At 73.4% G+C, this 14,471-nt stretch carries 10 protein-coding genes; 8 read left to right on the top strand and 2 right to left on the bottom strand.

What is annotated here, in order from left to right; all coding sequences use genetic code 11:
* Positions 1 to 271: 271 nt before the first annotated feature.
* Entirely contained in the window at positions 272 to 1,216 is a 945-nt protein-coding gene (locus tag BCD48_RS04235) for an alpha-E domain-containing protein (protein WP_071046909.1), read from the top strand.
* A 216-nt stretch (positions 1,217 to 1,432) separates the two neighbouring features.
* Positions 1,433 to 2,278, top strand: coding sequence for a transglutaminase family protein (locus BCD48_RS04230; protein WP_071046908.1), 846 nt, complete (start codon positions 1,433 to 1,435; stop codon positions 2,276 to 2,278).
* Here the strand turns inward: BCD48_RS04230 and BCD48_RS04225 are convergent.
* The gene (locus BCD48_RS04225; RefSeq protein WP_071046907.1) at positions 2,275 to 2,514 is read right to left on the bottom strand and encodes a hypothetical protein; all 240 of its coding nucleotides are present in this window, start codon (positions 2,512 to 2,514) and stop codon (positions 2,275 to 2,277) included. The genes BCD48_RS04230 and BCD48_RS04225 overlap by 4 nt on opposite strands.
* Positions 2,515 to 2,863: 349 nt before the next feature.
* Here BCD48_RS04225 and BCD48_RS04220 point away from each other — a divergent pair, with 349 nt between their 5' ends.
* Both BCD48_RS04220 and BCD48_RS04215 read left to right on the top strand, forming a co-directional pair.
* Positions 2,864 to 4,477 carry an ABC-F family ATP-binding cassette domain-containing protein gene (locus BCD48_RS04220; protein ID WP_071046906.1) on the top strand — a complete coding sequence of 538 codons (1,614 nt, stop codon included), beginning with the start codon at positions 2,864 to 2,866 and terminating at the stop codon, positions 4,475 to 4,477.
* A 159-nt stretch (positions 4,478 to 4,636) separates the two neighbouring features.
* Positions 4,637 to 5,569, top strand: coding sequence for a cation diffusion facilitator family transporter (locus tag BCD48_RS04215; RefSeq protein ID WP_071046905.1), 933 nt, complete (start codon positions 4,637 to 4,639; stop codon positions 5,567 to 5,569).
* A gap of 54 nt (positions 5,570 to 5,623) precedes the next feature.
* Here the strand turns inward: BCD48_RS04215 and BCD48_RS04210 are convergent, their stop codons facing one another.
* Positions 5,624 to 7,102, bottom strand: a complete 1,479-nt coding sequence (locus BCD48_RS04210; RefSeq protein WP_083418157.1) for a hypothetical protein — start codon at positions 7,100 to 7,102, stop codon at positions 5,624 to 5,626.
* Between the two features lie 523 nt (positions 7,103 to 7,625).
* Between BCD48_RS04210 and BCD48_RS04205 the strand changes: the two genes are divergently transcribed.
* The 4 genes from BCD48_RS04205 (at position 7,626) to pyk (ending at position 13,286) form a co-directional block, all read left to right on the top strand.
* Complete coding sequence (locus BCD48_RS04205) at positions 7,626 to 7,844, top strand: helix-turn-helix domain-containing protein (RefSeq protein ID WP_071046910.1); 219 nt, start codon at positions 7,626 to 7,628, stop codon at positions 7,842 to 7,844.
* An 8-nt stretch (positions 7,845 to 7,852) separates the two neighbouring features.
* Positions 7,853 to 8,707 carry an enoyl-CoA hydratase/isomerase family protein gene (locus tag BCD48_RS04200; RefSeq protein ID WP_241841500.1) on the top strand — a complete coding sequence of 285 codons (855 nt, stop codon included), beginning with the start codon at positions 7,853 to 7,855 and terminating at the stop codon, positions 8,705 to 8,707.
* A gap of 356 nt (positions 8,708 to 9,063) precedes the next feature.
* A complete protein-coding gene (locus BCD48_RS04195; RefSeq protein WP_083418156.1) occupies positions 9,064 to 11,037 on the top strand; it encodes an ABC transporter ATP-binding protein in 1,974 nt (657 codons plus the stop codon).
* Between the two features lie 833 nt (positions 11,038 to 11,870).
* Complete coding sequence (gene pyk / locus BCD48_RS04190; RefSeq protein ID WP_071046902.1) at positions 11,871 to 13,286, top strand: pyruvate kinase; 1,416 nt, start codon at positions 11,871 to 11,873, stop codon at positions 13,284 to 13,286.
* Positions 13,287 to 14,471: the final 1,185 nt, after the last annotated feature.

Here is a 14,471-nt window from a genome sequence, read left to right as displayed (position 1 = left end):
CCACGAGCGAAGCGAAGTGGCGCCGGCCAGGGGTCCGACTTCGGACACGCTGGTGGATTGGTGACATGCAGCGGTAGGTGACCGTGCGGCGCGGAGGCGCACCTCCGCGGAGGCCCGGCCACGAGCGAAGCGACGTGGTTGGGCCGCAGCGGAGGTCGCCGCAGCGCACGTGAGCGGAGGAGGACGCGGCGCGGAGGTCCCTTGGGAGCGAAGCGAGTAAGGGGCCGGAGCGCCGCGCCCGGACGGAGCGAACCAGAGACAAGGAGACACCTTGCTGAGCCGGATCGCGGAGTCGCTGTTCTGGATCGGCCGCTACGCCGAGCGGGCGGAGAGCACATCGCGGATCCTCGACGTGCACGTCCACCGCGTCCTGGAGGACCCGTGGCTGGACGAGTCGTCCGCCGGACGCGAGCTGCTCGCCGTGATGGGGACCCCGCCCGTCGCCGGATCCGTCAACTCGTCCCTGGTCGTCGAGCTGCTCGGCTACGACCGGAACAACTCGTCGAGCATCGTCGGCGCGATCTCCGCGGCGCGGGAGAACGCGCGCAGTGCCCGGGTGGTCGTGTCCAGCGAGGCATGGGAATGCCTGAACGTGACCTGGAACGAGCTCGACCACACCGAGCAGCTCGCCCGTCGCCTCGGCCCCCACATCTTCTTCCGCTACATCCGCGAGCGCACCGCGATGCTCGCCGGCCTGGTGGACGCCACCCTGGCCCGAGACGACGGCTGGCGGTTCCTGGCGCTCGGCCGCAGCCTGGAGCGGGTCGACATGACAGCCCGGCTGCTGTCGTCGAGCATCGGCGACGACCCGAACTCGCAGAGCTGGGTGAGCCTGCTGCGTTCCTGCGGTGCGCACGAGTCCTACCTGCGCACGTACCGGCGCGCGGTCGACGCCTCCCGGGTCGCCGAGTTCCTGCTGCTGGACCGGCTGTTCCCGCGCTCGGTCTACTGGTCGCTAGCGCTCGCCGAGCAGATCCTCGCCGAGCTCGACAGCGGCCGCCGCGGCGGGCGGACCACGGTGCACGACGCGGCCCGCCGGGGGGTCGGCCTGGCCCGCACGGAGCTGGAGTTCCGCGGCGTCGACGACCTGGTCGAGGACATGCCCGAGCTGCTGCGCGGCATGGAGCGGACCTGCTCGGAGGTCAGCGCCGCCATCACGGCTCGCTACTTCGCCCGGGAGGCGCCGCGTGCCTGGGCCACCGAGGTACCGGCGTAGCCCTGCCCCGAGAGGACCGACATGAGCTGGCAGATCCGGGTTGAGCGTTGCTACCCCGCGCTCCAAGTACAGGCAGAAAGCCTGTGGTCAGGCTGGTGAGCACATGAGCTGGCAGATACGTGTCGAGCGTAGCTACCCCACAGATCGCTGGCGCGATCCGCGGGGACCCCGCGCCTCGGGTACGGGCAGAAAGCCCGTGGTCAGGCTGGTCACCATATGAGCTGGCAGATACGTGTCGAGCACTCGACGGGCTACCGGTACTCCAGCCCGGTTCTGTCCTCCTACAACGAGGCGCGGATCGTTCCGCAGACCGGCAGCGGGCAGCTGACGCTGGAGGCGACCGTGCGCACCGAGCCGGCGGTCACCACCTACCGGTACTGGGACTATTGGGGCACCCAGGTGACCGCGTTCGACATCCACGCCCCGCACACGGAGCTGGTGGTCACCGGGCGCTCGCTGGTGCGTACCGCGCCCGAGCAGCGGCTGCCCGCCGACGTCGCGAGCTGGGCGACGCTGCGCTCCGACGAGAGCGCCGACCGGCACGTCGAGTTCCTCCGCCCCGCCCGTTACACCCCCGACCACCCCGAGCTCGTCGAGGCGGGCCGGGAGCTGGCCGCGGCGCACGACCCGGCCGACTTCATGCTCGCCGTCGGCGACTGGGTGCGCGACCGGCTGACCTACCGCCCGGGTACCACCGGCGTGCACACGTCCGCCGTCGAGGCCTGGCGGCAGTGCGAGGGCGTCTGCCAGGACTTCGCGCACCTCGCACTGGTGCTGATGCGCGCGGCCGGCATGCCGGGCCGTTACGTGTCCGGCTACCTGCACCCGCTCGTGGACGCCGAGCCGGGGGAGACGGTCGAGGGCCAGAGCCACGCCTGGGTGGAGGGCTGGTTCGGCGACTGGTGGGGCTTCGACCCGACGAACGCCGTGCGCGCGGGCGAGCGGCACGTCGTCGTCGCCCGCGGCCGCGACTACGACGACGTCCCGCCCATGCGCGGCGTCTACTCGGGCGGCACATCCTCGTCGCTCGGTGTCACGGTGAACGTCACCCGCCTGGGCTAGCCCCCGCCGACCCGCACCCAGAACAGGACGAAGCCGACCAGCCCGAGGATCAGCCCCCAGTTGGCCGCGCGGTTGCGCCGCACGCTGCGGCGGGACCGCAGCGACAGGCAGACCGCGAGCGGGCCGAGAACGATGCCCAGGTAGAGCACGGTCAGGATGAGCGGGCGCGGATGGCGACGCAGGCGCTCGGACGCGTCAAACGGGCGAGAGGCCGCCCCGTGACGCCGGTTTAACACCGTCGGCGAGGATCTCGCCGCCTCGGCGCACGTACGCTGGATGCGTTGCCTCCGCCGTGACGCGGGACAGTGCGCCCATCGGCCGCACGGAGGCGGCAGGGCCCGCCCGTCGTTCCCCGCGGGCAGGCCTCGTCGATGTTTGTGCCCGTTGCCCCGGGGCCGAGCCCCGGACCGATCGGAAGCGGCCTCAGGAACCGATGGAGCGTCTCGTCCAGCTGGAGTGAGTGAGCGAGCCGGCTCAGCCCACGGGCTGAGCGCCGGCCGCCTTTCCCTGCCTGCCCTGACGAGCGGCCGCCGCGCGCGGCCGTGGCTGTACTCCCACGTTCACGTCCGAGAGGCCACATACTTCATGATCATCGCGACCGACCTGGAGCTGCGGGCCGGAGCCAGGATCCTCGTCGAGCCGGTGTCGTTCCGGGTGCAGCCGGCGGACCGGATCGGTCTCGTCGGACGCAACGGCGCGGGCAAGACGACCCTCCTCAAGACGCTGGCGCGGGAGACCCTGCCGTTCGCCGGCAAGATCGACGTGCGCGGCGACGTCGGCTACCTGCCGCAGGACCCGCGCAGCGGCGACCTGACCGAGTCCGCCCGCGACCGGGTGCTGTCCGCCCGCGGCCTCGACGAGCTCCTGCGCGAGATGGACAAGCTGCAGGTCGAGATGGCCGAGCTCGCCGACGACACCGCCCGCGACCGGGCCATACGCCGCTACGGCCGGCTCGAGGAGCGATTCGGCGTGCTGGGCGGCTACGCGGCCGAGGCGGAGGCCGCGCGGATCTGCTCGTCGCTCGGCCTGCCCGACCGCGTGCTCGCCCAGGCGATCGGCACCCTGTCCGGCGGCCAGCGCCGCCGGGTGGAACTCGCCCGGATCCTGTTCGCCGGCGCGGGCAACGCCGACGCGACGCTGCTGCTCGACGAGCCGACCAACCACCTCGACGCCGACTCGATCGTCTGGTTGCGGGACTTCCTGCGGGCCCACACCGGCGGCCTGATCGTCATCAGCCACGACGTCGACCTGCTCGACAAGTCCGTCAACAAGGTCTTCCACCTGGACGCGAACCGCACCGCGCTCGACGTCTACAACGTCGGCTGGAAGACCTACCTGACCCAGCGCGAGCAGGACGAGAAGCGGCGCAAGCGCGAGCGCGCGAACGCCGAGAAGAAGATCGACTCGTTGAAGGCCCAGGCCGACAAGATGCGCGCCAAGGCGACCAAGGCGCGCGCCGCGCACCAGATGGACCGCCGCGCCGATCGGCTGGCCGCCGGCCTCGCCGAGACCCGGGTCGCGGACAAGGTCGCGAAGCTGCGCTTCCCGACCCCGGCGCCGTGCGGGCGCACCCCACTGACCGCCGAGGGGCTGTCGAAGTCCTACGGGTCGCTGGAGGTCTTCACCGACGTCGACCTGGCGATCGACCGGGGAACCAGGGTCGTCGTCCTCGGCCTCAACGGCGCTGGCAAGACGACGCTGCTGCGGATCCTCGCCGGGGTCGAGTCGGCGGACACCGGACAGGTCAACCCGGGCCACGGGCTGCGGATGGGCTACTACGCGCAGGAGCACGAGACGCTCGACCACGACCGCTCGCTGCTGGACAACATGCGCTCCGCCGCCCCGGACACCTCCGAGGTGGAGCTGCGCCGCATCCTCGGCGCGTTCCTGTTCAGCGGCGAGACGGTCGACCAGCTCGCCGGGACGCTGTCCGGCGGCGAGAAGACGCGCCTCGCGCTGGCCGGGCTGGTCTGCTCGGCGGCGAACGTGCTGCTGCTCGACGAGCCGACGAACAACCTCGACCCGGCGTCGCGCACGGAGATCCTCTCGGCACTGGCGACCTACCAGGGCTCCGTCGTGCTCGTCACCCACGACCCAGGCGCCGTGGAGGCGCTCAACCCCGACAAGGTGCTCATGCTGCCCGACGGCGTCGAGGACAACTGGTCCCCGGACCTTCTCGAACTCATCGCCCTGGCGTGAGCCGGGCGAGGAACGTGGCCGGCGGAGGATCCGTGCCGGACCGACCTGCTACCTGCGTGTAGAAGCACCCGAAGGCGCGTCCGTCTAGGCGGGTTGGCAGACTTGCCGGCAGGTCGCGGGCCGGAAGGCCCGGGTTTCTGGTGAGGGAGACGGTTTCGGGTGAGCGCGGGCGGCGGTACGAAGGCGGTTCTGGCGGCATTGGCCGCCAACCTGGGGATCGCGGTGGCGAAGTTCGTCGCGTTCCTGTTCACCGGGTCGTCCTCGATGCTCGCCGAGTCGATCCACTCGGTCGCCGACTCCGGCAACCAGGGCCTGTTGCTGCTCGGCCAGCGCCAGTCGGTCCGGCCGGCCGACGAGGACCATCCATTTGGGTTCGGCCGCTCCCGCTACATCGCCGGCTTCCTGGTCGGCATCGTGCTGTTCAGCGTCGGCGGCCTGTTCTCCGTCTACGAAGGCGTCGAGAAGCTCCGGCACCCGCACCACCTGGAGTCCGGCCTCGTCGCCGTCGTGGTCCTGCTGGTCGCGATCGTGCTGGAAGGGTTCTCGTTCCGGACCGCGATCCGCGAGTCGCGCCACCACAAGGGCGACGCTTCCTGGTGGCGCTTCATCCGGGACTCGCGGGCGCCCGAGCTGCCGGTGGTGCTGCTCGAGGACTTCGCGGCCCTCATCGGCCTCGTCTTCGCGCTCGCCGGCGTCGGGCTCACGCTGCTGACCGACGACCCGATCTGGGACGCCGCCGGCACGCTTGCCATCGGCATCCTGCTGCTGGTCGTCGCCATCGTGGTGGCCGTCGAGAGCTACGGCATGCTCGTCGGCGAGGCCGCGACGCCCGCTGTGGTCGCCGCGATCCGGGCGGCGCTGGTGTCCGCGCCGGCGGTCACGGCCGTGATCCACATGCGGACCCTGCACCTCGGGCCGGACGAGCTGCTCGTCGCCGCGAAGATCGGCCTGGACGAGGGGCTGACCGTCGCCGAGGTCGCCGCGGCGATCGACGAGGCCGAGCGCCGCCTGCGCGCCGCGACTCCCACGGCCTGCCGCGTCTACCTCGAACCCGACATCCCCCGCGCCCCCGCCGAGCTGAGCGCCAGCTGACCTCTCGCCGGCCGCGGCCAGCGGCAGGCCCTGGCCACACGGCCGGGGACCGCTTCAGCCTGGGGGGAGGAGGGCGGCCAGAGCGGTGGCGAGCGCGGCGCCGGCGCAGACCAGCCCGTACGGCAGCCTGCCGGCGCTGCTGGTGTCCCCGGGGAGCGCCGGGCGTGGGCGGGGGGCGAGGGCGGGCACCACCAGCCACGGGAACAGCGGCAGCCAGCTCGCCTCCACGCCGCCGGCCGCCAGTCCCATCAGCAGGGCGAACAGCGCCGCCGCGGCGGCGCCGACGAGGAACGGCCAGCCCGGCGTCATCGAGACCCGCCGCGCGGCCCGCGCCAGCGCCGGGCCGCAGCACAGCGACACGGCCAGCAGGTCGGGCACCAGCCAGGTCAGCGCGGCGTGGTCGAACAGGTCGGCGCCAGCCCGCGCCAAGCCCTCCGGCCAGGAGTACCCGGCCAGCCGCAGGGCGAACAACGGGGCGAGCGCCCCGGCGCCGGTGATCACGTTGAGCATAGGGCGGCGACGCACGAAGTACGCCGCGGCCACCGCCACCCCCAGCCAGATCGCCGGATAGGCGAACAGCCCGGACACGCCGAGCAGCAGCCCGGCCCCGAGCGCCCACCAGGCGCTCCGACCCCGCTCGGAGCCGACGACGCCGACGGCGACCGCCGCCGCCGCGACCGCCGCGGTGACCGCGTCCGGCCCGGCGACGGCGAACGGCGCCCAGGGCGCGAACACGAGCACCGGCAACAGCCGGCGGGCCGCCGGCGTGTGGCACAACGAGCGCACGGCGAGCCCCACCAGCGGCACGACCAGCGCCCCGATCAGGGTGAACGCTACCCCGACCGCGGTCGCGCCGCGAATCCCCAGCTGGCCGAGCCCCCAGACCAGCAGCTCCGGCCCCGGTGGCCGGCCGCTCGCCGCGTCCAGCAGGTCGGACGGGTGCCTGTCGGCGGCGGCCAGGAGGCTCGCCGGAGCTCCGAGCCCCCGCCGGGAGGCCACTCCCAGCGCGAGCCACCAGCCGGCGCTCGCCACATATGACAGGCCCAGCAGCGGGCCGAACGGGGGCGCCGGCAGGCCCTTCCTGCGCCGGGCGGTCAACGCGACCGCGCCCAGCGCCACGGCGGCCGCCACCGGCGGGAGCAGCGTCGAGGGCCCCAGCCGCGGCGGCCAGCCGAGCGGCAACGTGCCCCAGGCGATCCCCCTGCCCGCGGCCAGCCCGCTGGCCGAGTACGCGACGCTGGACGCGGCCAGCAGCGCCGTGACACCGGCCAGCACCGCCGTGACCAGGACCCACGACGCGGCCTCTCCGGCCTGACCGCCCAGCCAGGCGCGTGGGACGGCCCCGGGCCGGCCCGAGGGCTCCCCAGCCGGCCCGGCCCGGGCGGCCGCCGACGAGGGTGAACCCGTGTCCGCGTCCGCGTCGCCGGCCTCGCCGGCCGAGGTGCCGGTGGCCGAAGTGTCGGTACCAGGCGTATCGGCGCGCGGGGGGTCGGCGCCCGACTCGGGCCTGGACGCGGTATCGGCGGCGTTCATGCCCTGAGGTCCGGTACCGCGATCACACCATGACGGTAACCATCGGCGGCGCGATCTGCCCGGCCGGCTCCCCGGCACCACCCGTTCCCGGCGATTGGCCGTAGCACCGGGAGTGTTCGCTGGACAGCGCGGGGAAGGCACCCGGCCAACTCGGGCTCCGCGGGCGATCGCCGACGGCGGCGGCCGGCGGCGGCAGGCGGCCTGTGCGGGCTCGTGTGGGCTCGTGTGGGCTCGTGTCACCCGCGACGCGCCGCGTTCCCTGTTAGGAACGGCGGCGGTGATTGGGGAGACTGACGCCGTGGCGTTGATCCGATCCCGGCGCGCGGGTCACGGCTTGTCGCCGGAACCGCTCGGGCGTCGGGACTTGCGCCCGCGTGCGGGCCGAGCAGGAGCAACGTCGGGTTCCACGGGCGCGGCAGGGGGCCACTGATCGCGTGTGATGGATCACATGTGCTTCGAGTGGCGCGTTTCCCGAAGCTGAGTGAAGATCGGTTCGCAGATCATCTACACGGAGGGGGCCACATTGGCCGAGCTTAGGAAAGGGACCCGGATCACCGGCGCCGAGCGTGACAAGCTGGCCGCCGAACTTCGCAAGAAGTACGAGTCCGGGCAGAGCATCCGACTCCTCGCCGAGTCGTCGGGCCGGTCGTACGGCTTCGTGCACCGGATCCTGTCCGAATCCGGAACGACCCTGCGGGGCCGTGGTGGGGCGACTCGGGGCAGCAAGAAGAAGACCGCCTGATCGTGCCCATGCCGGCCGCCGCCACGATGGCGGCGGCCGGTCTTGGACTGGCCGTCGCGGGTTCGTGCGCGACGGTCACGTTCAGCCCACCGGCCGGGAGGCGACCGGCCGGTGACCAGCCGGCCGGTGACCAGCCGGCCGGCGGCCTGCCGGCCACGCACGACCTGATCACGGACAGTCCGATCACGGACGACCCGGACGCGGCGGTCCAGCTGCCCTCGGTGGCGGCGGCGCTCGCGGCCGTTGGCCGGGCCCTGCCCGGCGACATCCGGGTGGTCGTCCTGCGCGGCGACATCTGGTCCGCGTTGCGCACCCCCGACCGCGCCGCCCTGAACGGCGCGGACCTGGCGCCGGACGCCGTGGAGCGCCGCGTCGCCGAGTGGCAGGCCGGGTTCACCTGGCTGTCCGCCAGGGCTGACCTGGTCAGCGTCGCGGTGGCCGCCGGCCCGGTGAGCGGCGCTGGCCTACAGCTGGCGCTGTCCTGCGACCTGCGCGTCCTGACCGAGGACGCGGTCCTCTCGCTGCCCGAGGCCTCGCTGGGGCTGGTGCCCGGCCTCGGCGTCACCGCCATGCTCGTCACACTCGTCGGCTACCCGACCGCGCTCGACCTGTGCCTGACCGGGCGCCGGCTCACCGCGGCCGAGGCACGGGCCGCCGGCCTCGCACAGCGGGTCGTGCCCAGGGCCGGCCTCGACGCCGCCGTCGACGACCTCGTCGCGGCCCTGCTCGCCGCCCCGCGCGAGGCTGCCGCCGAGGCGAAGGCGCTGCTACGCGCCGCCGCCACCGGGCGCGGCCGCGATGGCGCGCTCGCCGCGGAGCGCGCCGCCCTCGCCCGCTGCCTCGCGGGCTATCCCGCCGGCTGACCATCGGCGCCGCCCACCGGCCCGGCGCCGTGCGCCTCCCCGAGTGGTCCCTGTCGGTCCTTGTCGGTCCGCGCGCCGATCCGGCGCTGGGACGGGGGACCCACCGCGCGGCCGGCGGCGCGCCGCCTCCTTGACCTCAACCTCGGTTGAGGTTTTAGCGTGATTGGTCGGAGCTGGAACATCACCGCATGGTGGCCGCGCCATGGCCAGGGCGCGGCGGGAATGGCGGCTGTAGTGCTGGTTCTTGCATCTGGGTAACAGTGCCGGTTCGCGCGGTCGCGCGGCGGCATCAGCCAGCCCGGCGACGGGCCGGGCGATATGGCGAGAACATGACCGGAAAGGTGACGAGACGGCGGATGGCGGGACCGGCAGGGGGACAGACGGGCGCGTGGACGACCATGCGCGGCTTCCAGCGCGACAGGTCGGTCGCCCGGCAGAGGCTGCGGCCGGGGACGGCCCGGCGGATCGTCGCCTTCGCCCGGCCCTACCGGCGGCTGCTGATCGGGTTCCTGCTGGTCGTGGTCCTCGACGCGGGCCTGGGCACCGTCCTGCCCCTGATCTTCAAGGCGATCATCGATGACGGGATTATTCCCGGCCGGGTCGGCGTCGTCGAGGCGCTCGCGGGCGTGGTGGCCGCGATCGCCCTCGTCGACGCGGGGATGTCGCTGCTGCAGCGCTGGCTGTCGGTGCGCGTCGGCGAGGGCCTGATCTTCGACATGCGCGCCCAGGTGTTCGACCACGTGCAGCGCCAGCCGCTGGCGTTCTTCAGCCGCACCCAGACCGGTGCGCTGATCACCCGGCTCAACAACGACGTGCTCGGCGCCCAGTCGGCGTTCACGAACACCCTGTCCGCGGTTTTCTCCAACGTGCTGACCGTCAGCTTCACGCTGGCCGCGATGTTCACCCTGTCCTGGCAGGTCACGCTGATCGCGCTGGTCCTGCTGCCGGTGTTCGTCCTCCCGGCGCGGGCGCTCGCGCCCCGGCTCGCCGCGCTCACCCGGGAGAGCTACGGCCTGAACGCCGAGATGAACACGACGATGACCGAGCGGTTCAACGTCGCCGGCGCGCTGCTGGCCAAGCTCTACGGCGACCCGGCGCGCGAGGTCGGCGTCTTTCGCCGCCAGGCCGGGCGGGTCCGCGACATCGGGATCACCCAGGCGATGTACGGGCGCATATTCTTCGCGTCGCTGACGTTGGTCGCCTCGCTCGCGACGGCCGTCGTCTACGGCCTCGGCGGGCGCTACGCCGCGCAGGGCCACATCGCGGTCGGCACGATCGTCGCTCTGACCGCCTACCTCGGCCGGCTGTACATGCCGCTCACCCAGCTGTCGAACGTGCAGGTCGACGTGATGACCGCGCTGGTGTCCTTCGAGCGGGTCTTCGAGGTTCTCGACCTCGAGCCGGCCATCGCCGACCGGCCGGGAGCGACGCGGCTGACGGTGCGTGCCGGCGGCGCCAGCATCGAGTTCGACGACGTGTCGTTCCGCTACCCGGCGGCGAGCGAGGTGTCGCTGGCCTCGCTGGAGTCGGTCGCCGTGCTCGACCCGCGCGTCCCCGCGCCGGTGCTGCACGGCGTGACGTTCCGGGCCCAGCCGGGTGAGCTGGTCGCGCTGGTCGGCCCGTCGGGTGCCGGTAAGACGACGATCAGCCAGCTGGTGCCGAGGATCTACGACGCGGTCGAGGGCAGTGTCCGGGTCGGCGGCGTCGACGTCCGGGACGTCACGCTCGCCTCGCTGCGCGCCGCCGTCGGCGTCGTCACCCAGGACGCCCACATGTTCCACGACTCGATCCGGGCCAACCTGGCCTACGCGCGCCCAGAGGTCACCGACGACCAGATGTGGGCGGCGCTGGACGCCGCGCAGATCGGCGCGTTGGTGCGGTCGCTGCCCGACGGGCTGGACACCGTCGTGGGGGACCGCGGCTACCGGCTCTCCGGCGGCGAGAAGCAGCGGCTCGCGATCGCTCGGCTGCTGGTGAAGGAGCCGAGCGTGGTCGTGCTGGACGAGGCCACCGCGCACCTGGACAGCGAGTCCGAGGCAGCGGTGCAGCGGGCGCTGGGGGCGGCGCTCACCGGGCGGACCGCACTGGTGATCGCGCACCGGCTGTCGACCATCCGGGACGCGGACCGCATCCTGGTGATCTCCGAGGGCCGGGTGGCCGAGGAGGGCCGGCATGCCGACCTGCTGGCACGCGACGGCCTGTACGCCGAGCTCTACCGCACCCAGTTCGCCACCGACATCCCGGCCCCAGGCCGCGAGGAGGGGACGTCGGGCCCCTCCCGGGCCGGCGATCTGGACGGCCCGGCGGTCGGGCGCCTCACGCCCGCCTGAGGCGGACGCCGGGCGCCCGCGGGCCAGGCACAGGGCCGCTGATACCTCCCGCCGGCAGGTTGCCCGGTTGGGGGCTCAGCGTCTTACACCGAGATACCCGCCGTATACGGCCATACCCGGCCGCGGCGACATTTCAGGACGGGGGCGTCTCGTTATTCCTCTGTCGTTGGTGACACCGTAAATCCACCGTCACTCGAGATGTTGTTGGAACCGCGAGCCGGCACATCCCGGGACGGCTCCGGCTCGTCGAGGGGAAGGGCGATGTCCACATCGCCCGACGGCCTGCGGTGAATGGCCGGATTGACACTCATGCCCACGCTCCGGAAGTCCTTGAGCCGCTGTACCATCGCTACCTCCGCACACGTCCGTGAGCGCATCAGGAGAGGTGGTCGGCCTCCCGACATTTCGGGCGTCCGGAGGTCATCCCCCGGGTGGGCCGGCGAGCGTCGGGCCCGACGTCCCAGCGGCCGCACCAGCGTCACTACCTCTTTGCCCTCTTTCCCGCGGCCATGCCTGTCACGGCCACAGCACATCCGGGCGCGGGCGCGCAGACGCTGTCGCCGATCCGAGGGCGGCGGTGCGGGTGTACCCCGGTCGGAGGTCGCGCGGCGATGCGTTACCTTGAACGGCCGTGGGCGCCGAGATGCACAGTGAAGCGCCGGCAGATGCCGGTGACTTGACGGTACGCCGTCGCGCGCCACGCTGCACTGGTTACGGCATGTACGGTTACTGCGGGACTGTCCGCCGAAGGTGGCGGGTGAAGCACGACGCGCCGGCACAACATGGTGGGCCGGCGTCCACATCAATGACGATCATTTTCTAGGCTGGAACCCGTGTCACGAAGAGCCAAGATTGTCTGTACGTTGGGACCGGCCACCAACTCCCCAGAGCGGGTGCGCGCCCTCGTCGATGCCGGAATGGACATCGCCAGGCTTAACTTCTCCCACGGCAGCCACGAGCAACATGCGGCTGTCTACCGGCGGGTCCGTGAGGCCAGCGACGAGGCCGGGCGTGCCGTCGGCATCCTCGCCGACCTGCAGGGCCCGAAGATCCGGCTGGGGAAGTTCGCCACCGGCGGCGTCACCCTCGTCCCCGGCGAGCAGTTCACGATCACCGTCCGCGACGTCGAGGGTGACCAGCACCAGGTCGGCACGACGTACTCGGGCCTGCCCGGCGACGTCAAGGCGGGCGACCGCATCCTGGTCGACGACGGCCGACTGGCGCTGGCGATCGACGGCGTCACGGACACCGACGTCCACACCACCGTCGTCATCGGCGGTCCGGTCAGCAACAACAAGGGGATGAACATCCCGAGCGCGGCGCTCACCGTCCCCGCGCTGACCGAGAAGGACGAGGAAGACCTGCGCTTCGCACTCGAGCTGGGTGTCGACATGATCGCGCTGTCGTTCGTCCGCTCGGCGGCGGATGCCAGCAAGGTTCGCGCGATCATGGACGAGGCCGGGATCCGGATCCCGGTCATCGCGAAGATCGAGAAGCCGCAGGCCGTCGCCGAGCTGGACGGCATCATCGAGGCGTTCGACGCCCTGATGGTCGCCCGCGGCGACCTGGGCGTCGAGCTGCCGCTCGAGGACGTGCCGCTGGTCCAGAAACGAGCGGTCAGCGCCGCCCGCGAGCGGGCCAAGCCGGTGATCGTGGCGACCCAGGTGCTCGAGTCGATGATCAGCGCGCCCAGGCCGACCAGGGCGGAGGCCAGCGACTGCGCGAACGCCGTGCTGGACGGCGCCGACGCGATCATGCTCTCCGCGGAGACGAGCGTGGGCGCGTACCCGATCGAGTCCGTCGCGACGATGGCCCGCATCATCGAGACCGCCGAGAACGACCTGTCCCGGATCCCAGCGCTGCGGACCGCGCCGCGCACGCTCGGAGGCGCGATCGCTCAGGCGGCCGCCGAGGTCGGGGCCGCGGTCGGGGCGCGCTACCTGGTCGCGCACACGCTGTCCGGGGACACCGCCCGCCGTCTCGCCCGCTACCGGTCGCACGTCCCGGTGCTCGGCTTCACGCCGATCCCGGCGGTGCGCAGCCAGATGGCGCTGCTGTGGGGGGTGGAGACGTTCGTCGTCCCGTTCGCCAACAGCACCGACGAGATGGTCCGCCAGGTCGACGAGGCGCTGCTCAAGATCGGCCGGTGCAGCCCCGGGGAGCTTGTCGTCGTCGTCGCGGGCACGCCGCCGGGCGTCGCCGGCATGACCAACACGATGCGCGTCCACCGGATCGGCGAGGCGATCTGAGCCACCCGGACGTTCCGGGCCTCCCGAACCGCGGCGGTGGAGGAAGGGCCGGCCGCGGGGCCGCGGCGGCGGCACGCATAGGCGTCGCGGCGATCGCTCGGTAAGGTCCCCGCCTGTCGGCGTTTTCGTGGCCCTGGGGTGGGCCACCGCGGGCGTGAGCTGTCAGGTCGTCGCGGTCGCGGCGGTCGAGCGAAGGCTCCGGACGGCGTGGAACCAGGCGGCGGGAGCGGGTGGATGGTCGAGAAAGGCAACGAGGAGGGGCCGGACGGAACCGGGCCTCCAGGCTCCGGATCCGCCGCGCCGCCGGGTAACCGGCCCGGCGCCGTGCCCGGCCAGAGCCGCGCCCCCGGCACGCCCGGCAAATCCAGCACACCCGGCAAATCCAGCACACCCGGCGGAGCGGGGGCGCCCGGCGGCCCGGGTGCGCCGGCCAAACCTGGCCGGCCCGAGACCGGGGGAGCTCCTCGGGCCTCGGCCGGTGCCCCCGTGAGCCGGCCGGCCGCGCCTCCCAGTGCGTCCCGGCCGGCCGCCACGCCCGGGTCCTCTCGTCCGGCGGGCTTCCCGCCTGCCAGCTCGTCCTCCGGGAACGCGCCGAAGCCGGCCACCGGTGCCTCACCCGCCGGTTCCTCGCCGGTGGCCGGCGGCGGGGGCGCCGGGCGCTCCCAGCCCGCGGCGCCCGGCCAGCAACGACACCCGGCCGCGCCGCTCGCGCCCGGGCGAGGCCCCACGTCGCTCACCCGCGCGGGCGGGCCGACGCCGTCGGCTTCGACGTCCTCGGCGCCGCAGACCCGGTCGGGAGCAGTCGGGCCATCCTCGCCGGCGCCGGGGCAGGGAGGGGCATCCTCGCCCAGCCAGCCGTCCTCGGCCTCCCGGCCGTCGCCGGCAGGGCCCTCCGCGTCTTCCGCATCCCCCGCTGCCTCGCCGGCACCGTCCTCCAGCCGGCCGCCGGCTGGCGGTGCGGCGGCCAGGCGCTCCCCACAGGCGCCGTCGCCGGCCACGCGCCCGGCCTCGTCGCCTTCCGGTCCGCCCGCGCGCCCGGGTGCGCCGACGCCCACCGCGGCCCCGTCGGGCTCATCTACCCGCCTGGGACCGTCGCCGTCGGCGGCGCCGCCGAGAGCACCGGGCGCGGGCGCGGGTTCCAGCGTCGGCGGTTCCACCGCGGCCGGGTCCACGGCGGGTGGTTCC

Source organism: Pseudofrankia coriaricola (genome assembly GCF_001854805.1).
Taxonomy (GTDB): Bacteria; Actinomycetota; Actinomycetes; order Frankiales; family Frankiaceae; genus Pseudofrankia.
The sequence above is the reverse complement of the archived record's forward strand: the minus strand, read 5'-3'. Positions and strand labels throughout refer to the sequence as shown.